This window comes from Paenibacillus favisporus, from assembly GCF_040545415.1.
GTDB lineage: Bacteria > Bacillota > Bacilli > Paenibacillales > Paenibacillaceae > Paenibacillus_AQ > Paenibacillus_AQ favisporus.
Genome location: NZ_JBEPLV010000006.1, coordinates 334,513 through 355,272 on the forward strand (window position 1 = coordinate 334,513; position 20,760 = coordinate 355,272).

Sequence of the window (20,760 nt, forward strand, 5' to 3'; positions counted from 1 at the left end):
GTGATCAGTGACCCACAGGAAGGACACGTTGCCCGTGACCCTCCTGTGGGTCATTTGTATTTTCCATAAAAGAAGGAGTCTGAGGGAGGGGTTCAGTGGACGGGGCGCTGCAGCTGCTCTTCATGGTGGATGATTGGAGGATAACAGCACTGTGGCTTTAAGTTTGTTCTATCATGGCTGCTCCTGTAAATGAGCGTAATACTGCTGCTCGGTGCCGACATAGAACGCATTGATCGTTTTTTCTTCTTTCGTACCGTCCGGACGCGGGATCGTATCTGTGCCCATGTGCTGGCCTTGAATCATTCCCATCCCCACTTCAGTCCGTTGACCTTGATCATCTGCATAAAAAAATGTCATCCCGCCGGCTGTAGGTGCGCTTGACGTCTTCAAAACTCCGTTTTTCGGAATGTGGTTTACAATGGCGTCTCCCTCTTTCGGGAGCTCGGGATAACCCTTTTGATTGTAAATGACCGCTACCCATCCTGTGTACCCGGCCGGCAGTACATAAGTATGATTTTCCTGCCCATTCAGACCCCTTGTCCCAATCACAACGGCAGCAACCACAATGACGGCAAACACGGCAATGAATACCTTATATGCTCTAATCAGACCTTTCAAATCTTCACCGCCTTTGATTGTTCATTAAGGTACTTACATTATATTACAACAGATTTCCATAATGATCCTCCACATTTTGTGCTTACCAAATCATGCAGTTCATCTATCGATTTCCTCTAAAAATTCCTCAAAAAACATTATAATGATGCTAAGAGAACATTTTGGAGAATGCCCGGCTATCCATTCCTCAAAGACGAAGAACACGATACTGCTGGAAGCTTCGAACTTGGCAGCCGGAGGAAATAGGATAAGTTTAGCGGATATAGAAAGGGTGCAGGGATGATGATGAACCAAGAGGATTTGCTTGCCCGCCAAAAGCAGCTGCAAGTTGAAGCGGGTTCGGTTGCTGAAGAATTGAACCTGATGCCATTGCTGGCAGCAGCCGGTAAGCCCGTAATCGTAGGGAGCGCTGCGCTAGGTTTAATGGCTTGGAGGGACCTGGATGTGACGGTGGTCTGCTCCAAACTGGATATGGCTGTGGTCTCTGGAATTGCTTTGCAGCTGATGTCCAATCCGGGAGTACGGGAGATGAAATTTATTAACGATACGGGCCAATGGAACACTGATCCGGCTTACCCAGACGGTTATTTTCTTGGATTGACCTACGGGTCCGCAAACGGTCACCGGTGGGAGCTGGATATCTGGTTTGTAGACGAGCCTGACAAACAGCCCGATTTGCTGCATATTCAAACGATGCCTGCACGCCTTACTCCTGCCAAGACCGCTGCTATTTTAAGCATCAAAACCGAATGGGCAAAGCGGGCCGAATATGGGAATCAAGTGAAAAGCTTCGATATTTATTCGGCCGTATTGGATGATAATGTGGGTACCCCCGCCGAATTCCAGCAATGGCTGCAGAGCCGCAGCGATGATCTTCATTAAAAAACTGAGAGCTCATGCACACAAAGATAATCCATTTTTATCCTCCCGAAACTCTGGCGTGGCGTGAATGCATGTGCCATAATATGTAAAATAAAGTGACGATATCGATTCAAGGGAGGATGCGAAATGTTCGATCTCTCAACTTTAATTACGTATGTTCTCGTTGTGCTGGGGTTGTTTGTGATTCCGGGGCCGGCGGTTCTCCTTACCGTTAGCCGTACCCTTCAGAATGGGCGGAAAGGAGGCATTATGACAGGGCTGGGCATTGCAACAGGAGATTTCCTGCATACGTTGTTTGCTGCGGTGGGACTTTCGGCCATATTGATGACCTCATCGCTCGCTTTCAACTTCGTTAAATTTGCCGGAGCGGCTTACTTGCTGTATTTGGGAATCCGCGCAATGCTAAGTAAGGAACCGGAACTGAAAACGCCAAAAGTCGAATCGGCAGGAGCTTTAAAATCCTATGCTTCAGCGACAATGGCGGAAGTTCTCAACCCTAAAACAGCACTATTCTTCCTGGCGTTCCTGCCGCAATTTGTGAACTCAGGGCATGGGAATACGATAGGGCAGTTTTTGATCCTCGGACTCATTTTTGTGGTTTTAAGTGCACTGTATACAACCATAATTGTATTAAGTGTGTCTGCTCTCGGAAGGATGGTACGTCGGACGGCATGGATCCGTCGTTTGGGCCGATTTAGCGGCAAAGTTGTAGGAGCGCTGTATATCGGACTAGGTTTAAAGGTCGCATTCCAAAGGCAGTAACGAACCTATTGCCCGCTAACTGCATACACTATAGATGGGGGATATGGCGGCAGGTGGCTTCTCATCCATGTAATCGGTCGTTTGCGAAATGGTCGTTGGCGGATTTGACATTCCCAACTGTGTTTAGTATCATTACAGTATATTCATTTTGTGATTTTTCTGGTTACAGTTTGTATATACTTAAAGATGGGCGGTGGAATGATGAGATTCGAAGTTAGCGATTGGGTCCAAGGGAAGACGGTAGACGGTGAGTTTATTCACGGATACATTGAGACGGTGGACGCTCAGAAAGGCATCGCGAGAGTACGCGTCGTTCAGTCCGACAACGAGGAAGCGGTTGGACGCGTGATCGGTGTACGTGAATCCTGGCTGAGATCGCTGCCGGTCAACCCGCTTGCAGATAAGAACAACGTCGAAAGCCTGATTGACATGGCACTGGCCACCTATGACGAAGCCTGGTTTAACGAATTGACAGACCGCCTGAACGGTACCAAGCGCAAGAACAGCAAGAATGGCGATGGAATCCGGTTGAACGGCCGGCCCAACAACCGTCTCGGTCTGTTCGAGAAAAAGTAAACGGCAGGCCTCGGCAGAGGCACCTTATACCATACAACAGCATGATAAATGCGCAACCTCCGCTTTTCCGTCACAAGGAGAGGAGTGTAAGCGCAAAAAAACGGCAGGGATTCAGCTTACAGCTGACCTGCCGTTTTCCATTATCATTCGCCATTCCCCCATTTCTGCTTGGCCAAAAAGTGTGAGATTCCTTCTGAGATATCGCCGGGTGCTTCTAATGGAGAAAGGTGGCCGGTCTGGGGAATGATGTGCAGCTCTGCATGTGGTATGCGCGGCAGCAGCTCGCTTTTTAGTGTTTCCAACCGGTCTACCGGGTCAGATTCTCCGGCGAGCACAAGGGTGGGAACATGGATATTTTTCACTTCTGCGGATATATCCTCAAGCATTGCAGCTTCAGGCCATGCCGCACGGGCTAAAGGTGCGCTCCGTTGCATATCCTCAAGCACCATTTCGCGGATATGCTCTTCAAGAGGAAGCAGGGCGATATTGCCCAAAGCGATTTCTGCTCCTTCACGCGAATCATAAAAATGAACCATGGCATTTCTCATGTCTTGCGGCATATCTTGAGGTGTCGGGGGAGATGGTGCAACTAAGACCAAAGCTTCTAAACCGGCCGGATGACGTGAAGCCAACAATTGTGCCGTTTTAGCGCCCATGGAATGACCGACAAGCACATAACGCTTCAAGCCAAGCGCTTGAATAAGCGCATGTGCGTCATCGGCAAGATCCTGAAGGGTATAAGATGAAGCTGACTTATCTGAGTCTCCCCATCCGCGGTGGTCATAAGTTATACAAAGGTAATCCTCCTTGAGAACATCAACCATTTTCGTCCAGGTTCGTGCGGACCCGCCGTAAAAGTGCAAAAACACAAGTGCCGTATCTCCTTGTCCCTGCTGCTCTACATGAAGTTCGACGCCGTTAACATGATAATTCATACGATCCACTCCAATTAATAGTATCAGTAACAGTTACTGTTACATATACTAAAATAACGATCCATCCTTAAGAAGTCAAGTTGATGCTTTAATTCATTATTATAAGTTTGATTTGCTTTTCAAAAATCAATACACTAAACATAAGCTTTAATCGGAAAGAAGGACCTTGCAAAAATGGGAAATCGAAGCCAGCAGTTCTCTGTAGCGGTTCATATTTTATGCTTTCTTGAATTTAATAAAAAAGGCCGGACCACGTCCGAATTGCTTGCCATGAGTGTAAACGCCAATCCGGCGGTGATTAGAAGAATCATGAGAAAGCTTACGAAAGGCGGTCTTATTACATCGACTCTTGGAACGAATGCCGCGATAAGCCTGGCCCAAAAGGCGGATCAAATCACACTGCTGGATGTATACCGAGCTACGATGGAAGATAACCAGGAGATTTTTATGATTCATCGGGATACCAACCCGACTTGTCCGGTAGGAAGTAAAATGCCGTACTTATTAGACGGAGTTTATTCGAAAGTCCAATCGACGATGGAGAACGAATTGTCAGGCATTACGATTGATTCTATGGTGAAGAGTGGAATCGTGGAAATTAAAGGTTAACATGAAAATGACCGGATATCCTTACTTAAGGAATCCGGTCATTCCGTTATTTTGAGCAGTGGACGGCATGCTTATGGAGAACCCTATTGTTATCCTTTCAAACCGGTGGTGCTGATGCCCTCGACAATGTATTTTTGGAAAATGAAAAACACAATGACGACTGGCAGAAGCGATAGTGTGGCCATAGCGAACATGCCGCCCCAGTTGTTCAGCGATTCGCCGTCGAGGAACAGCTTCAGCGCAAGGGAGACCGGGAATTTATCCGGGCTGTTTAAATAGATGAGCGGGTTGATGAAATCGTCCCATCTCCAGTAAAAAGAGAAGATCGCGCTGGTGATCAAGGCCGGTCCGATGAGCGGCAGGACCACCCGGTAGAACACGCCGTATTTGCTGCAGCCGTCGATTTTCGCCGCTTCGTCCAGCTCGCCCGGAATGGTGCGGATAAACTGCATGATCAGAAAGATGAAAAACGGCGTGCCGAAGAAATGCGGGACGATCAGCGGTTTGAAGGACGAGAGCCAGCCGAACTTGGCGAACATGACGTACTGCGGCACGATGACGACGTCCTGCGGCAGCATCATCGTGGCCATCATGGCGGCGAACCAGAACTTCTGGCCGATAAATTTCGTCCGCGCCAGGCCGAAGGCTACGAGAGCCGATGAGGCGACGGCGCCGACCGTTGACAGAACGACGATAATAAACGAATTTTTGAAGAAGGTCGCAAACGTCGTCCCGCCGAATCCCTTGAAGCCCGAGACGTAGTTGGCGAATTCCAGCCGGCTTGGAATGAGGCTGTAGGCGGTCGAGAAAATTTCGTCGTTCGGCTTCAGGGAGCTGGCCGCCAGCCATAGAATCGGATAGATCATGAACAGGGCGAAGATGCCGACCAGCACATGGTACAAAACGCGGTTGGGTGTGGACATAGTCATGGCCGTTAGTCTCCCTTCGTCTCGTAGTGAACCCAGCGGGTCGAGGATTTGAAGATGAGCAGGGTCAGAAATCCGACGATAAGCAGCATCACCCAGGCGAGTGCCGAAGCGTAGCCCATCTCAAAGTGCGAGAACGCCTTGCGGTACAGGTACAGCGAATAGAGCAGCGTCTGATCGAGCGGACCGCCTTCCCCGCGGGAAATGATGTAGGCCGGCGTAAACGTCATAAATGCCGAGATCGTCTGCAGCGTCAGGTTAAACAGGATGATCGGGCTCAGCATCGGCAGCGTGATGTTGAAGAACCGCCGGATGGCATTGGCGCCGTCCACGCCCGCTGCCTCATAGTAGTCTTTCGGTATATTTTTCAGCCCCGCCAGGAAAATGATCATCGACGAGCCGAACTGCCACGTGGACAGGGCGATCAAGGTCCACACCGCGGTGCTCGGATTGCCGATCCACGAGGTCGAGGTGTGGATGCCGATCAGGTTCAGAAAGGAATTCACCAGCCCCTGATCCCCGAAGATCTGCTGCCACATGATCGACACCGCGACGCTGCCGCCGATCAGGGACGGCAGGTAGAAGGCGGAGCGGTACAGGCCCACGGCTTTCGTGGCCACGTTCAGGATCATGGCGACGAACAGGGCGAAGAGCAGACGGAGCGGCACGCTGGCCAGCACATACGTAAAGGTGACCTGAAACGATTTGCCGATTTTGTCGTCTTCCATGAACATCCGCTTGTAGTTGTCCAGGCCGAGCCAGTTCGGCGCCTCCATCAGGTTGTAGTCGGTGAAGGAATAATACAGCGAAGACAGCACCGGATATAGCGTAAAGATCAGAAAGCCCAGCACGAACGGAGACGTGAACACGTAACCGGTGAGGTGCTCGTTATCCCGCAGCCTTTTCATTATCGTCAACCCCTAAGCTTACAAAATTGGATACGTACGGTATTGTGAGCGAAAGTAGCCTACCTTTGAAGAAACCACTGCTTTTCCTCTGTAACTAGAGAGTTTATAGGGCACGTTCTCTCACCTAAGCCAAAAGGAAGGAGCCGAACCCGACCGGGGCCCGGCTCCTTTCCGTATGAGGATTCCCCTTCAGGTTATTTCTGGCTGCGGGCCAGGATGGCATTGGCCTCTTTGCGGAACTCCGCCGCCGCCTGGTCGATCGGAATTTTCTTGAACAGAATCTTTTCGCTCAAATCCCGCAGAAGCTTCTCGACTTCCACCGATCCGATCGGGTTCGGCGGGTCAGCGGGGCTGCTGTTCGATTCGGCCCAAGTGACATAATCAAAGATTTTCGCTTCGTTCTCGGTCAGGATCGGCTTCAGCGCATCCTTCACTTTGGAGGATACCGGCACCCCGCGTTCGCCCTTGATCAGCTTGTTCGCTTCGATATCGTTGATGAAGAAGCTGATGAACTTGGCCGCTTCCTCCTTCTGCTTGGACGATTCCGCGATGGAGAAGTACATGGAAGGCTTCAGGAACAGCCCTTCCTTCGTGCCTGGACCCGGCATCGGATTCAGCTCGAGCGGACGGTCCTTGACCAGATTCGCCACCGCAAGGAACTGGTTGGACCAGCCGATGCCGGAGATGGAGTGGCCGAGAACGATTTCGTCCTCTTCGGCGACGCCCTTCTTCTGTGCTTCTTTGTCGAGGGAGAGGATATAGCCCTTGTCATACCATTGCTGATATCGCGTGAAATAATCGATAAAAGCCTGGTCGTCGGCATAGCCGATCGTTTTGCCGTCGTCGCTGTACATTTTCTGGCCGATCGTTCTCAGGTAATACGGGAAGAACACCTCGTGATGATAGGCGAATCCGCCGATCTGGAAGCCTTTGGCCTTGGCTTGCTCCCCAAGCTTGCCCATATCGTCCCAGGTCCAGTCTTTGGACGGGATGTCGATGCCGTTCTTCTTCATCGTCTCGATGTCGAAGGTCGTCTGCAGGGCGTTGACCCCGAGGTTCATGGCGACGAGCTTGCCGTCGACCTCGCCGCCCTTCAGGGCGTTCTCGCTGACGTCGGCGACATTCAGCGTACCGCTGTCGGTAAAGGGCTTCAGGTCGGCGAGCTGGTTGCGGCTGGCGTACTGGCTCAAATACGAAATGTCCATCTGGATGATGTCCGGCAGCCCGCCGGCGACGGCTTGCGGCGCGAGCTTCTTCCAGTAGTCGTCGAACGGCGCGTATTCGGGCTCGATCGTGACGTTTGGATGCTGCTTCTCGTACATTTCGATCACTTTCAGGGTGTAATCATGTCTGGATTGGCCTCCCCACCAGGCGATGCGAAGCTTGACCGGATCTTTGCTCTCGCCGGCCGATGTAGTCGTCGCAGGCGCGGCGTCGCCTCCGCTGGCCGATTTGTCGCTGCTGCCCCCGGCGGAACAGCCGATCAGGCCGGTGATTAAGGAAAAAAGAAGAACGGCGCTTAACGCTTTTCTCATGTCATTTCCTCCCCCATAGGATTAACGGTAGATTGGTGTGCTTTATCTGATACTGCTTACATTTCCAATTATCAATGCTTGCGGCGATCTGGGTAAGGAAAAAAACCGACCTGTTTGTTTAAAAAGCAGAGATGCCGCCCGTCAGCTTCCGGATATACTCCGACGGCGTGCAGCCCATCTGTTTTTTGAACACCTGGCTGAAATACTGCGGGTTGTCGCCGAAGCCGAGCTGCTCGGCCATCTCGAATATTTTGGCATCGGGGTTTTCGGCCATCAGCTCGGTCGCCCGCTGGATGCGGATGCGCATGACGTAGTTGGAGAACTTCTCGCCGGTCTCCTTTTTGAACAGCTTGCCTAGATAGTCGGCGTTCATGTACAGCATTTCGTGCGCGACGAGGTTCAGCGACAGGGAGGCGTTGCCGATCTGCTCCTCTACGATGTCAATCACCTTCCGCACGATGGCGTTGTATTTAAACGCATTCCGTTCGTAGTTGCGCCCGGTCATTTCCCGGACCGTCTCCTCGAGGAACGACTGAATCGCCTGCAGCGAGCCCATGTCGGCGATCTCGGAGATCCGCTTGTAGGCCTCCGCCATCCGTTCCGGTCTGTCCAGACGCACCAGCGCGGCATACATCGAAATCGCGTACGACTTCGTCATTTCGATGCTGAGCTGGGCCCGCTTGAGCTCGGCGATGAATTCGGCCAGGGCGAGCGCCGCCTCCTCGCGGTCACCCGAACGCACGGGCAGCATCAGGCGCTCTTCGTCAAAGGCGAACTCGCTGACGCCGCCGTCGGGCACAAACGTGTCCTTCCGCGTAATGATTCCGCTTTCGTCCAGATAGAAGCGGTAGTTCAGGCACTGCAGCGTTTCGCGGTACAGCTTCCGCGCGGACGTAATCGGGCCGGGATCGCTGACGGCGACGGTCACGTTCATTTTGTAATAGAGCCGGAAGGTGCGGCGGATGTCCTGCAGCCGGCTGTGGAGAAGCTTCTGGTCCTCCGGGTCGGAAATAAGGATCAGCGCGTGGTCGCCCAGCGTCGTGCTCATCAACGCCGTTTGCAGCAGGTCCTCGGCGATATTTTTCACGGCAAATTGGTGTTCGTAATCGGCTTCGCCCTCAATATGGCAGAGCAGCAGCCGGACGGGGCGCCCGAAGTCGCAGGGAAGCAGGCTGCGGTATTCCTCGAGATCCCGCCGTCCGTAGGTTTTATTGGTCACGAACTCGCGGAGCACCTGTTCTTTGACGTGGGGGATGACTTTCTCGAAGCGCCGTTTCATGTCCAGGGTAAAAGCCTCCCGCCGGCGTTCCTGATCCAGCTCGGCCGTCACTTCCTTCAGCGAATCAGCGATTTTGGTCTCGTCGGTCGGCTTAAGGAGGTAGTGCTTGACCCCGTACTGCATGGCCCGGTTGGCGTATTCGAACTCCCCGAATCCGGACAGCAGCACAAATTTGACGTTCGGGTGGGTGGCATAGGTTTGGGCGACGAGCCCAAGCCCGTCGAGTCCGGGCATCCGGATGTCGCTGATGACGATGTCCGGCGGATCGGCTGCGATCAGGTCGTAAGCCTGCAATCCGTTCTGGGCCGTTCCCGTCAGCTCAGTCCCAAAGGCCTGCCAGTCAACCATTTGCGAAATACCGTCCAATATGATGCGTTCATCATCTACCAAGAGCACTTTATACATGCTCGGATCCCTCCATTTCTTTCGGTAACCTGATATGAATGCGGGTCCCCTGACCAGGAGCGCTGTCGATGAATAGCCCGTAATTCTCACCGAACGCAAAGCGGATCCGCTCGTCGATGTTAAGCAGGCCGATGCCGTTCCCCGCCGTGGTCAGCCTGCCTTCCCGCAGCAGCTCAAGCGTATCTGACGCCATGCCCGGGCCGTCGTCTTCGACGATGAGGATAAACGCGTCCGCTTCCTCCCGGCTGGTCAAGGAAATGGTGCACGTGCCGACGGAAGGCTCCAGCGCATAGTGAATCGCGTTTTCGAGCAGGGGCTGGAGCGTCAGCTTCGGAATTTTCCGGAAGTGCTCCCGTTCGGGAACGTCCATGTGGAAGGACAGGCGTTCTTCAAACCGGAATTTCTGGATCGTAATGTAATGCTGCACCATTTCCAGCTCCTCCTTCAGCGTCAGGATCGGCTCCTTCAGGCTGACCGAATTGCGGAGCAGAAACGCCAGCGCCTGCACCATTTGCGAAATTTGCGTCTGCTTGTTGATTTTGGCCATCCAGTTGATGGACTCCAGCGTGTTGTACAGAAAATGAGGGTTGATCTGCGCCTGCAGCGCCTTGAACTCGGTCTCCTTGATCAGGAGGCGGCTGGCGTAATTTTCGGTGATCAGATCGTTGATCCTCTCCACCATAAGGCGGAACGTCCGGTGCAGCAGGCCGAGTTCGTCCATCGCGGGCGGCTCCTGGTCGCCGGCAAGGATGTTCGCTTCGGCGAAGTTCCCCTTCTCTGCGAGCTTCATGCGGACGATCAGATTCTCGATCGGGCGGGTCAGCCCCCGGGAGAAGCGGATGCCCCACAGAATGGCGAAGGCAAATATCAGAATGAAGACGCCGATAACGATTTCCTTGATCAGGACGATCTGCCGGAAAATTTGGTTGAACGGGGTTACGTTCAGGTAGGTCCACCCGGTGGCGGAAGAACGGTTATAGGCGACAAAATACGTTTTTCCCTGAACTTCTTTGATAAAATATCCGGTCTCGGATGTGATGGAGCTCTGGATGAGGGCGGGATCGAAATGCGGCTGCGAGGGATAAATGACGTCCGGCCCGGAGGTGACGATGAGGTCGCCTTCCCCCGCGCCAAGCTCGTGCACGATCCGCTCCATGTTGATCCGCATGAAAATGGTGCCGATATCCTGCAGGTCGAACATGGTGCCCGAGTAGGAACGGACTTGACGGGTCAGGATCAGGGCCGGATCGGATGCGTCGGGGAAGGTCCAGCGCGCCTGGCCTTCGGCGTTGTCTGCCAGCCTGAGGATCACGTCCCGCTTTCCGGCCTGGATGGGAACCAGGCTGCCTACATCCTGCTGTGCTCCGGCCGCATCGACCATGTGGATCGAGTAGAGGGAGGGCTCGGACCCGACATAGGTGAGGAGCCTGTCAACCATGTGCTTGCGCAGGGTCAGGCGATCGTAATCGGAGTCGCTTTGAGCGATGGATTTGAGCTGGGACTGGATCTGCGTGTCGGTGATGATGTTGAAGGACAGCTGCTCGAGGCGTTCGAGCTCTTTTTCGATCGCAGAAGACGACAGGTACAGCACGCGGGAGGACTTCACGTACAGCTGCTCGTCGTACACCGAGAAGGCGTACTGCTGCACAATCAGGGCAAAGGCAAAGGTCATGGCAACGATAAATGCGATCAGAATGGACAGCTTGTTCTTGATTTTCATATGCCTGAATCGGCTCTTCCAAGTCTGCACGGCTACTCCCTCCGCCCGCCTAGGCGGGATTTTTGTACAACATTATGTCATCGCTTTGGAAACGCTGTCAACAGGCAGGAGAGGCCTAGGACCGGGACCTAGGGACGATTCGGAGACCTTTGGGATGTCGGTATTGGGATGGCCGGATGTCGTGATTTTGCATGTTTTATCAGACCGAATCCTAATGTGGGATCCTCTGCAGAAACCGCCTTTTTCTATGTAAAAAAGGTGGGAAACTTTTTAAAATGGGGGCTTGCAAATATGTCGATCCGACATATAATATATATCGAAACGACATATTTAACGGAGGTGAGAGGGGTGTACGAATTATTCGTTCTGGGCGAACTGATGACAGGTGAGAAGCACGGATATATGCTCCAGGACGTCTTGAATAACGCGGTGGGGCTTGGCCGTAAGATTAGCTCCGGCACGCTGTACCCGCTTCTGTCGCGGATGACGGAGGCCGGCTGGATTCATCTGCGGATCGAAGAAGAGACGAAGGGCGGGCGAACCCGGAAAATATACGCGATTACCGATGCCGGCCGGGAGCGGTTCGAAGAGCTGATGAAGGAGACGCTTGAGCCGAACCCGGAAGCAGAGGCCGCGCTGATTTTCCGGTTCAAAATGGTGTATTTCGGCTACGTGACCAAGGAGGTCCGCCTGGCCTGTCTGGAGGATTACCTGCAGATCATCCGAAGAAGCCGGGAGTATGTGTCCCGATTTGAGGCGTACCTGCAATCGCAGCAGCCGGAACCCGCCAAGCAGAGGAACCAGCTGCTCCGGATGTTTGATTACCGCAAACGGCTGGGGGAGGCGGATGAAGCCTGGATCACAGCAGAGATCGAGCGGATCCAAGCCGAGGAAGATTGATGAAAATGTCGTGAAAGATGACGATCAGGAATATCGCCACAGGGATTGAACCAGCACTATGATTCCAGAAGATTTGGAGCGCATGAAACCACTTTAATTTATGGTTAGGGAGGAATTCATCCATGGAAAGGCTCTGGACGAGGTCTTTTATTCAAATCACGGCCGGCATGCTGGTGCTCTTTACCGGGTTTTATCTGCTGCTGCCGACTATGCCGCTCTTTATCAAGGAGATGGGCGGGGACGAATCCCAAGTCGGGCTCGTAACCGGCGTATTCACGCTGAGCGCCGTCCTGTTTCGTCCCATTGTCGGTGGGCTGCTCGACCGTTACGGTCGAAGGCCCTTTATGATTTGGGGATTGCTCTTCTTTGTATTATCCATGTATCTGTATGACTGGGTTGGCGGGATCGCCGTTCTTCTCGGACTGCGGATTCTTCATGGAGCCAGCTGGGCGCTCTCTACCACGGCAGTTAGCACATCGGTCACCGACATCATTCCCGTCCAGCGGCGCGGTGAAGGCATGGGCTGGTTTGGCCTGGCGATGACGATCGCCATGGCGGTCGGACCGATGCTCGGGACCTGGGTGCACCAGAGCGGCTCATTTCACGATTTGTTTCTGCTGGCGACCGGCTTGTCCGCCGCGGCCTTCATTCTCGTCTTTCTGACCCGGATTCCGTTTCAGGTCAAGGCGGAGCGGCGGAAAATCGTCTTTTTCGAAAAATCGGTGCTTCCCGTCACCTCGTCGCTGTTTTTCCTGTCGGCGGCTTACGGCGGGATCACAACGTTTCTGCCGCTCTTTGCCGAATCGGTCCGGGTGAACGCCGGCACCTTCTTTCTCGTCTACGCCCTGGCGCTGACGCTGGCGCGGCCGGTGGCCGGCAAGCTGGCCGACAGGCTCGGCGAAGCTTACGTGATCGTGCCGGCGCTGGCCGTTACGGCGGCGGGGCTGCTCGTCCTTGCCTTCGCCGGTGGGCTTGCCGGCGTCATCACCGCCGCCGTGCTGTATGGCATCGGCTTCGGCTCGGCTCAGCCGGCCATGCAGGCGGTGAACCTGCGGCTTGCCGATCCGGAGCGGCGGGGCGCGGCCAGCGCTTCGTACATGACCGCCTTCGACCTCGGCATCGGCCTGGGTTCCATCCTGCTGGGCTGGGTGTCGCAGTATACGGGGTACAATACGCTGTTCGGCGTCTGTGCCGCATCCGTTGCCGTATCAGCGCTGATATTTTTGGCGTTCGTCCGCAAACCGCTGGCGAAGCGGCAGGTGGAGCAGGCGGCCGTGGAGTAATAAGAACGGTTTAGCAGCGCGCCCTGTTTTTTAACCAAAAACTAAGGAATATTGGATGTAATCGCTTCCCTGAGAGGTTTATAATGGAAAAAAGCCGCGTCTCCGTCTTATGGGCCTGGCTAAGGAGGCACGGCAAAACTTTTTTCGAAAAGAGGGATTCGAATGTCCAAAGGTCAGTTACAGTGGATTATTCCCGACGGGTACATTCCGCCGACGAGCAGCGGCCAGCTGGAAAGCCACGAATCGATTTGCGTGCTGAACTTAAGCGGAGAAGAAGTGACGGTGACGGTCAACGCTTTTTTCGAAGACCGGGAACCGCTCCTGGGCATGACGGCGACTGTTGGGGGGCAGCGGACGCATCATATCCGCACGGCCCATCTGAACGTGGAAGGGAAGTACATACCGAAAGGGGTTCCTTATGCCATGGAGGTCACCGGCAGCGCACCGATTTTTGTGCAGTACAGCCGGCTGGACTCTACGCAGGCCGAGAATGCGCTGATGAGCGTCATGGCCTATCCGGTGAAGGAGTAACGAGCTTCAGTTTTTTTGGCCCCTCAGGCCCTTTAGGTACCTCAATCCCTTTAGGGCCGGGCCTTTTCGGGCAGCATTAAAGCCTGCCGCACAGACGAATTGCGGATCATCCGCAGCTTTCCGCGGTATGGCTCTACAATCTGCATAATTTCCGGCTTTTCCTTTTTCGCGTGCCGGTAGTTCCATTGGTACATTTTGCGGAGCATGCTGAACGTTTGCTTGTAGTTTCCCTGCTCTAGCCCCAGCTTTTGCACGGTAAAACGCTTCAGTATGCGGTAATTGCGGACCCAGATCGGCGTATCGACGTAAACGATCAGGTCCGCATCCGCGAAGCTCCGCAGCACCCACTGATAATGGACGCCCTCGATAATCCACCGGTCCTGCTCGAGAATGCCGTTCAGGATGCGGTCTCTTTCCTCGAAGCTGTTCTTCACGTCCCCATGATCCGTGCGCCTCCACACCATATTATCCAATTCATAATAAGGGATGCCCAATTGGTCGGACAACGCTCTTGCCAAAGTCGATTTGCCGCTGCCGACCGAGCCGATAATGCGAATTTTGTCCGGTGTCTTCGCACTGTCCGGTCTATAAGCTGTCATGATCCTCGCCTCCCGTTAACGATAATTTCGATTCTCCGGAAGAGAGATCCTGCCTGATCAGTCCAACATTTCGATCCACCGGGTAACTAGGCCAGCTTCTATTCTTCTTCAGGAATTTGAACAATAATATAGTTCGGTTTTGCGTTATTTTGGTCCACTTCCGTTTCCTTGTAAACAACGTCGTTCCAATTGTCCTTATGAATCAAGCTATAGCCAGTCGATCCGATATGCGGCATCCAACGGAAGGCGGCGAATGTGGAGTCTTTAACGGAAGGCCGTTTTCCAATTTCGTTGGTTATCGTTCCGTATATAAAATAAAGCTGCTTTTGAGTACTTGCTGTATTGGTGATTAGACCTTGCCATTTCAAATAAGCGATATCATCGGAAATTTCAAAATAACTGATGGCATTGTTGTTTTTTTCGAAAAATTGATCGTGCACTTTTTTGGGAAAATAATACTGGATACTTGAAGTCTCGTAAGTGGGAGTATTTATTTTAGGCAGCAGTGACACTCTTGGAAGATTGATCGCTGCATTCCTTGCAACGCTTAACTCATCACTCGTGAGATCGCTGATCAAATATGAGCTTGCCTTTGTGATGAATGCTGTCTGAGTGGATGGATTCCAGGTAACAGAGCCGCCCATGGTTTCAGTGACAAATCGCAGGGGGATCATCGTTTTTCCATCATAGATAAACGGAGCCGTGTTCAACTTCACAGCTTTTCCGTTTTTCAGGGCGGTTGTTTTGTTGATGGTGAGCAACAGACGGGTATCCTTGCCTTTTGCGGTCACTTGTTTTGCAGCATGATTCCATTGGAAAGTTATATTATCTAACGCTTTAGCTTCAGTGAAGCTAATAAATATTTGGTTGTTTTTTATAAGGACATCTTGTGGTGCCAGATCTTGATTATTGATGATGACATGAGTTTCACTATTGGTTCTGGCTGCTGCTGTACTGATACTGTGATCCGGCAGCATGATAGCTGCTGCGCAGAGAAATGAAATCGAGGCCATGGTGATTTTCTTCATCATTCGTCCCTCCTGTTTAGATATTCCTATATATAGACGTCCTAAAAACGAGAAAGTATGACTTCATTACATCAACTAGCCCCCACAAAGACCGAGGTCATGGCCTCAACCAGCCCCCCATTTTCCAGTGCACTTACCAGAAAATTAACGGACAACCCATCGATCAGAGTGAATGATAATTCTACCCGCAAAACATCGCTTGACCTTCACATGATGTGAGGGTTTACACTTGCTTTAACAGATGGCTGCAAGGCCGATGAAAGGAGTGACGATGATGCATATCAGCGAGCTGTCCCGCGCGACGGGCGTCAGCCTGCGCTCACTGCGGTATTACGAGGAGAAGGAGCTGCTTCATCCCGTCCGGCTGGATAACGGATACCGGGAGTACAGCTTGTCCGATGTCGAGCGCGTCCGGATCATCCAGCTGTACTTCAGCCTTGGACTAAGCGCCAAAGAAATCAGCGATGCCTATCCGTGCGCCGGATCGGAGGAGGTTCGGCGGGAATGCTTGCCCGGAGCGATCCGGGTGGGGGAAGCCAAGCTGGCGGAGATTGGGGAGCGGATCGACACGCTTCGAAAAGCGGAAGACCATTTGCGGGAATGCCTAACCGTTTGGAGACGTCAATTGAAGGAAGGAGGCGATCACTGATGAGCAGCAAGCGGGTTGCACTGATCACCGGCGGGAATCGCGGGATCGGAAAGGAAATCGCCAGACAACTGGCGCAAAAAGGGCTGCATGTCATCATTGGCTGCAGGAGCAAAGAGAAGGGGCGGCAAGCCGTATTCGAGCTGCGTTCGGAGGGGCTTGAGCTGGAGGTCCAGGTGGTGGATCTGCAGGACCCGGGAAGCATCGATGCGATAGTGGATCGAATCCGGCAGGAACATGGCAGGCTGGACGTTCTCATTAACAACGCGGGCATCATTCTGGATCGAGGCGTATCTGTCCTGGACGTGGAGGAGGATGTGATGAAAGAAACGCTGGAGACCAACTTCTTCGGCGCGCTGCGCATGATCCAGGCGGTGGTGCCGTTGATGAAGGAGCAAGGGTACGGGCGGATCGTCAACATGTCGTCCGGTCTCGGTTCTTTTGAGGTGATGCAGGGTCTCCTCGGGCATAAGGGTTCTTCCTCCGCTTACCGGATATCCAAAACGATGCTGAATGCGCTGACGGTGCTGGTGGACCAGGATACCGCGGCATATGGCATTCAAACGAATGCAGTCTGCCCCGGCAGAGTGCGGACCGATATGGGCGGGACGGACGCTCCGCACTCGGTGGCGGAGGGGGCCGATACGGCCGTGTGGCTGGCCACTGCAGGAGAGGACGGCCCCAGCGGTGGATATTTCCGGGAACGGCGGGCTATTGCCTGGTGAACGGAAGACCGTTTCCCAAAAATGAATAGCCAGGGGTTAATCCCTGGCCTGCTTTGTAAGAAAGTACAAAAACCAAACGGCATGGTTTTGCTCATCGGCGGCTGCCCTGAGGAAGGCCTGCTTCACGGCCGGATCGGATGCCCGGTCGGCGGCTTCGTGGTAGAAGTCCACCGTGTTCTGTTCGTCCTTGAAGGCAAAGTGGAGGCCATCCCGGTAGACGGAGGGGCAGGGCTCATTGATGACAGGTGCCGGCTGTCTTCCGGTCAGGGACGTATACAGCCCGGCAAACGTTTGATAGTGTCTGATTTCGTCTTTACGGATCTCCGTGATCTGTGTGCGTTCTTCTTCGCTTGGCGCCGCAGCCGCCAGCCGTTCATAGCAGGCAATGGCGGAGTATTCTCCGTTGATGGCTTTCTCGAGATCGGCGATGGATGAGGCCGGAGCCCGATAGTCCCACGTATAGTAATACATCCTTGGTGTATCTCCCTTCGCAAATATAGGCTTTTCTTCACCCTATTCAGCTTCTTGGGCAAATGTCATTCATTTAGGAAAAAATCGTGGGGAGGGACAAAGATAAGCCGCCACCCATAAAATGGTTATTTTTTATTTTTGAAATACCCGTTGACACCCCATCCTGGAAGCGCTATTATAGACCCATCTTAATCAAGTTGTTGCACCAAAACGGGAACGTTCCCAAAATTTTCATCGGTTTTGATCCGGTCATTCGGCTTCCTGTTAGATCCTTTCTCGTCTACATGAACTCTGATGAAGCAAAGCGGGGAGAAGCATTTCCTTCATTTTGGGAACGTTCCCAAAATGAAGTTGGCGGCGGATGATTGGAGGACCGTGACGGAAACTTGTCAAGACGGGAACCTCATAGAGGCTGTATGGATAGCTCTAAGACGGGGGACAGACAACCAACTGCTAGTGCCGTGAATCCTTCCGGTAAAGAAATGGCAGCTCCTGCCAAACAAGTCCTTTTCTTGGACCTAGGCTGTCTGGTAAAATGGGAACGTTCCCAAAAATGGTATTCGTGCTGTATCTTGCCATCGATTCCGCATCAGCGGGATAGGCAAGTGAAGGGGCCGAAACATGGGAAACGATACATGGAGAGAGTGATAACAGTGGGTCCAACCATTCACGATGTCGCCAGATTGGCAGGAACAAGCAAAAGCACCGTGTCCCGTTACCTGAACGGGCAGCAGGTTAAAAAAGCAACGCAGGAAGCGCTGGATAAAGCCATCAAGGAGCTGAATTTCCACCGCAACGCCAACGCCCGCAGGCTGGTGCTTGACCGGACGAACAGCATCGCGGTCGTCGTCGACAACATTTCGAATATTTTCTATTCCGGCATCATCCGGGGCATTGAGGGAGTAGCCAATCTGAAGGGATACAATTGCACCTTCCTGAGCTGGACTTCCAACTATGCCGAAGAAATATCCTTTCTCAACCTTCTGTACGAAGGGCAGGTCGACGGAGTGATCCTGGTGAGCTTCCAAAAGCGCAAAGACGAAGACCTGGAGAGAATCAGGGATTCGCAGTATCCGATCGCGCTGATCGGGGATCACGGCGGCAAGGACGGCATCTTCGCGGTCGACGTGGACAATGCGGCGGGGGTCTATGATATCGTCGGATACTTGCACAGCCTGGGCCACCGGGAGATCGCATACATTTCCGGACCGCAGCATGCCGCAGCGAACCAGCACCGTTTTAACGGATATTTGCAGGCGATGGAAGCGCTTGGGTTAACCTACCGTCCGGAATGGGTGGTGGAGTCGGACTGGAGCAGCCAAGGCGGATATCAGGCCATGCAGCAGCTGCTGGAGCGCAAAGGCTTCTCGGCCGTTATCGGCTCCAACGACGAAGCGGCAACCGGGGCGCTGCGGGCCATCCAGGAGCACGGGCTGAACGTGCCCAAGCAGATGTCGGTTGTCGGGTATGACGACATTTCGATCTCCGAATGGGTGTACCCGTCGCTGACGACAGTGCGCCAGCCCTTTGAAGCCATCGGCCGAAAAGCGGCGGAAGGATTGTTTCAGCAAATTGAAGGCGTCCAGGACAAGAGCAAGGAAGCGATCCATCTGCTGAAGCCGAAGCTCATCGTCCGGGACTCTTGCGGAACCAAGTAAAGTGTAAAAAGGGGTGAATACGATGGGCTCCAAGGTCAACAGGTCATTTTACGGTTACATCTTTGTGGCGCCTTTCTTCATCGGCTTTGCCGTATTCGGGCTGATGCCGATTCTGTACACGCTCTACCTCAGCTTCATGAAATGGGACGGATTTTCAGATCCGGTCTATGTGGGGCTGGCGAATTACTCACGCCTGCTGCACGACAGCTTCTTTTATCAGACGATAGGCAACACGCTTATTATCTGGATTCTATCCAACGTTCCCCAGCTCATCTTGTCGGTGCTGCTCGCGCTGGTGCTGAACGAGCGTTTTATCCGGGGCAAGCATTTCTTCCGGGCGGTCTATTTCTTTCCTCACATCATTACGCCGGTCACGCTGGGGGTCATCTTCTCCCTCATGTTCGACTGGCAGACCGGGACGATCAACAAGCTGCTCATGAGTCTGGGGATCATTCACGATCCGGTCAACTGGTTTAACAGCCCATGGTGGTCCAGAATTATCGCATCAGGGGTCATCTGCTGGCAGTACTTCGGGTTTAACATGATCGTCTTTATCGCCGGACTTCAGGGCATTCCGAGAGAAGTGTATGAAGCCGCCGAAGTGGATGGGGCGACCAAAAAGCAGACGGCGATGCACATTACGCTGCCGCTGCTCCGCCCAGTATTCCTGTTTGTGTTCATTACGTCGGTCATCGGCGGTCTGCAGCTGTTTGATGCGCCGCTCATGCTCGGAGACGGGCCGGGCAACTCTTCAAGAACGATGGTCATGTACTTATATGAAACGGCTTTCAAAAACTTTGATTACAGCTACGGGGCGGCGGTCGCCTACGGAATATTCTTTGTGGTCATGTTCTTTACGGCCATTACGGCCAAAGCGTCGAAGCTGAAGGATTAAGGAGGTCCACCTTCATGGCTAAAATACTTACCCGAGGCATTCTGTACCTCTTTCTCATCGCCGTGGCGGCGACATGCCTGCTGCCCTTCTACAGCATGATCATAACGTCGACCCATGCCAACTCGGATATCGCGCGCAAGCTGCTGCTCATTCCGGGAGACCAGTTCCTCGACAACTATGCGAGGCTGAAGGACACGGTCAACATTTGGCGGGGCTTCGGGAACACCGTCCTGATCACCGTCACATCGACGATTATTAACGTGTATTTTGCGGCACTGGCCGGATACGGCTTCTCGAAATACAACTTTAAGTACAAAAACGTACTGTTCCTGTTTGTGCTCGGCACGATGATGATTCCGGGCCAGCTCGGCATTATCGGTTTTTTCAAGCTGATGGATTCGCTGAACATGCTGAACACGTACTGGCCGCTCATTTTGCCGTCGATCCACAACGCCTTCGGAATTTTCCTGATGCGGCAGTTCGCGGATTCCTCGGTGCCCACGGAAATCATTGAATCGGGACGGATGGACGGGTACGGTGAATGGCAGATTTTTAACCGGATCGTGCTGCCGATCATGAGTCCGGGGCTTGCGACGCTGGGGATCTTCGCTTTTATCGGCAAATGGAACGATTTTCTCACGCCGATGATCGTCCTCTTCGACAACAACCTGCAGACGCTGCCGGTCATGATCGCGAGCCTGAAGTCCCAGTTTACATCAGACTTTGGCGCACAGTATGTGGGCATCGTGATTGCGGTCGTGCCGATCCTCGTCTTCTTCTCGTTCATGTCCAAACGGATTATCGACGGCGTGGCAGCGGGAGCGGTCAAAGGCTGACCGGTCGGAGCAGGCTATCCACGCCGGTTTACT

General features: G+C 53.2%; 22 protein-coding genes. 12 read left to right on the forward strand and 10 right to left on the reverse strand.

The genetic code is table 11. The features are described 5' to 3' along the window. Positions 1–171: 171 nt before the first annotated feature. Positions 172–618, reverse strand: a complete 447-nt coding sequence (locus ABID47_RS25505; RefSeq protein ID WP_354500960.1) for a DUF6843 domain-containing protein — start codon at positions 616–618, stop codon at positions 172–174. 279 nt (positions 619–897) lie between these two features. On the opposite strand from ABID47_RS25505, the gene ABID47_RS25510 reads away from it, so the two are divergent. The 3 genes from ABID47_RS25510 to ABID47_RS25520 all read left to right on the forward strand — a co-directional run bounded on the left by ABID47_RS25510 (position 898) and on the right by ABID47_RS25520 (position 2,838). Next, positions 898–1,500 carry a thiamine pyrophosphate-dependent enzyme gene (locus ABID47_RS25510; RefSeq protein WP_354500962.1) on the forward strand — a complete coding sequence of 201 codons (603 nt, stop codon included), beginning with the start codon at positions 898–900 and terminating at the stop codon, positions 1,498–1,500. 126 nt (positions 1,501–1,626) lie between these two features. Continuing rightward, on the forward strand, positions 1,627–2,262 hold the full coding sequence (locus ABID47_RS25515) for a LysE family translocator (RefSeq protein WP_354500964.1): 636 nt from the start codon (positions 1,627–1,629) through the stop codon (positions 2,260–2,262). A gap of 198 nt (positions 2,263–2,460) precedes the next feature. After that, the gene (locus tag ABID47_RS25520; protein ID WP_354500966.1) at positions 2,461–2,838 is read left to right on the forward strand and encodes a hypothetical protein; all 378 of its coding nucleotides are present in this window, start codon (positions 2,461–2,463) and stop codon (positions 2,836–2,838) included. A 143-nt stretch (positions 2,839–2,981) separates the two neighbouring features. Here the strand turns inward: ABID47_RS25520 and ABID47_RS25525 are convergent, their stop codons facing one another. Beyond that, positions 2,982–3,773 (reverse strand): alpha/beta fold hydrolase, encoded by a 792-nt coding sequence (locus tag ABID47_RS25525; RefSeq protein ID WP_354500968.1) that lies wholly within the window; start codon positions 3,771–3,773, stop codon positions 2,982–2,984. Between the two features lie 174 nt (positions 3,774–3,947). Between ABID47_RS25525 and ABID47_RS25530 the strand changes: the two genes are divergently transcribed. Next, entirely contained in the window at positions 3,948–4,382 is a 435-nt protein-coding gene (locus tag ABID47_RS25530) for an Rrf2 family transcriptional regulator (RefSeq protein ID WP_354500970.1), read from the forward strand. A gap of 89 nt (positions 4,383–4,471) precedes the next feature. Here ABID47_RS25530 and ABID47_RS25535 read toward each other — a convergent pair whose 3' ends face one another. The 5 genes from ABID47_RS25535 to ABID47_RS25555 form a co-directional block, all read right to left on the reverse strand. Beyond that, on the reverse strand, positions 4,472–5,311 hold the full coding sequence (locus ABID47_RS25535; protein WP_435530665.1) for a carbohydrate ABC transporter permease: 840 nt from the start codon (positions 5,309–5,311) through the stop codon (positions 4,472–4,474). 5 nt (positions 5,312–5,316) lie between these two features. Further along, positions 5,317–6,216 carry a carbohydrate ABC transporter permease gene (locus ABID47_RS25540; RefSeq protein ID WP_354500972.1) on the reverse strand — a complete coding sequence of 300 codons (900 nt, stop codon included), beginning with the start codon at positions 6,214–6,216 and terminating at the stop codon, positions 5,317–5,319. A gap of 194 nt (positions 6,217–6,410) precedes the next feature. Beyond that, the gene (locus tag ABID47_RS25545) at positions 6,411–7,751 is read right to left on the reverse strand and encodes an ABC transporter substrate-binding protein (RefSeq protein WP_354500974.1); all 1,341 of its coding nucleotides are present in this window, start codon (positions 7,749–7,751) and stop codon (positions 6,411–6,413) included. Between the two features lie 118 nt (positions 7,752–7,869). Then, complete coding sequence (locus ABID47_RS25550) at positions 7,870–9,435, reverse strand: response regulator (RefSeq protein WP_354500976.1); 1,566 nt, start codon at positions 9,433–9,435, stop codon at positions 7,870–7,872. Beyond that, on the reverse strand, positions 9,428–11,185 hold the full coding sequence (locus tag ABID47_RS25555) for a cache domain-containing sensor histidine kinase (RefSeq protein ID WP_354500978.1): 1,758 nt from the start codon (positions 11,183–11,185) through the stop codon (positions 9,428–9,430). Before ABID47_RS25555 ends, ABID47_RS25550 begins: the two co-directional genes overlap by 8 nt. A gap of 318 nt (positions 11,186–11,503) precedes the next feature. Between ABID47_RS25555 and ABID47_RS25560 the strand changes: the two genes are divergently transcribed. The 3 genes from ABID47_RS25560 (at position 11,504) to ABID47_RS25570 (ending at position 13,869) form a co-directional block, all read left to right on the forward strand. Beyond that, positions 11,504–12,055, forward strand: coding sequence for a PadR family transcriptional regulator (locus tag ABID47_RS25560; protein ID WP_263881855.1), 552 nt, complete (start codon positions 11,504–11,506; stop codon positions 12,053–12,055). A 122-nt stretch (positions 12,056–12,177) separates the two neighbouring features. Continuing rightward, positions 12,178–13,338 (forward strand): MFS transporter, encoded by a 1,161-nt coding sequence (locus ABID47_RS25565; RefSeq protein WP_116233792.1) that lies wholly within the window; start codon positions 12,178–12,180, stop codon positions 13,336–13,338. Positions 13,339–13,500: 162 nt separating this feature from the next. Next, positions 13,501–13,869, forward strand: coding sequence for a sensory rhodopsin transducer (locus ABID47_RS25570; RefSeq protein ID WP_105444263.1), 369 nt, complete (start codon positions 13,501–13,503; stop codon positions 13,867–13,869). Positions 13,870–13,919: 50 nt separating this feature from the next. On the opposite strand, the gene ABID47_RS25575 is transcribed toward ABID47_RS25570, so the two are convergent. Next, positions 13,920–14,468: an AAA family ATPase gene (locus ABID47_RS25575; protein WP_354500981.1), complete on the reverse strand. Its 549-nt coding sequence runs from the start codon at positions 14,466–14,468 to the stop codon at positions 13,920–13,922. Between the two features lie 98 nt (positions 14,469–14,566). Continuing rightward, the gene (locus ABID47_RS25580) at positions 14,567–15,499 is read right to left on the reverse strand and encodes a copper amine oxidase N-terminal domain-containing protein (RefSeq protein ID WP_354500983.1); all 933 of its coding nucleotides are present in this window, start codon (positions 15,497–15,499) and stop codon (positions 14,567–14,569) included. 268 nt (positions 15,500–15,767) lie between these two features. On the opposite strand from ABID47_RS25580, the gene ABID47_RS25585 reads away from it, so the two are divergent. Together ABID47_RS25585 and ABID47_RS25590 are read left to right on the forward strand one after the other, a co-directional pair. After that, positions 15,768–16,145, forward strand: coding sequence for a MerR family transcriptional regulator (locus tag ABID47_RS25585; RefSeq protein WP_306434130.1), 378 nt, complete (start codon positions 15,768–15,770; stop codon positions 16,143–16,145). Further along, positions 16,145–16,867 carry an SDR family oxidoreductase gene (locus tag ABID47_RS25590; RefSeq protein WP_354500985.1) on the forward strand — a complete coding sequence of 241 codons (723 nt, stop codon included), beginning with the start codon at positions 16,145–16,147 and terminating at the stop codon, positions 16,865–16,867. The genes ABID47_RS25585 and ABID47_RS25590 overlap by 1 nt, the downstream gene beginning before the upstream one ends. A gap of 36 nt (positions 16,868–16,903) precedes the next feature. On the opposite strand, the gene ABID47_RS25595 is transcribed toward ABID47_RS25590, so the two are convergent. Beyond that, positions 16,904–17,338, reverse strand: a complete 435-nt coding sequence (locus ABID47_RS25595; RefSeq protein WP_354500987.1) for a ferritin-like domain-containing protein — start codon at positions 17,336–17,338, stop codon at positions 16,904–16,906. A 635-nt stretch (positions 17,339–17,973) separates the two neighbouring features. On the opposite strand from ABID47_RS25595, the gene ABID47_RS25600 reads away from it, so the two are divergent. From ABID47_RS25600 to ABID47_RS25610, 3 genes are read left to right on the forward strand one after another with little or no spacing between them, the layout of a single operon-like run. Beyond that, entirely contained in the window at positions 17,974–18,996 is a 1,023-nt protein-coding gene (locus ABID47_RS25600) for a LacI family DNA-binding transcriptional regulator (protein ID WP_354500989.1), read from the forward strand. A 22-nt stretch (positions 18,997–19,018) separates the two neighbouring features. Further along, a complete protein-coding gene (locus tag ABID47_RS25605; protein WP_076173788.1) occupies positions 19,019–19,891 on the forward strand; it encodes a carbohydrate ABC transporter permease in 873 nt (290 codons plus the stop codon). Between the two features lie 14 nt (positions 19,892–19,905). Then, on the forward strand, positions 19,906–20,727 hold the full coding sequence (locus ABID47_RS25610) for a carbohydrate ABC transporter permease (protein WP_145028812.1): 822 nt from the start codon (positions 19,906–19,908) through the stop codon (positions 20,725–20,727). Positions 20,728–20,760: the final 33 nt, after the last annotated feature.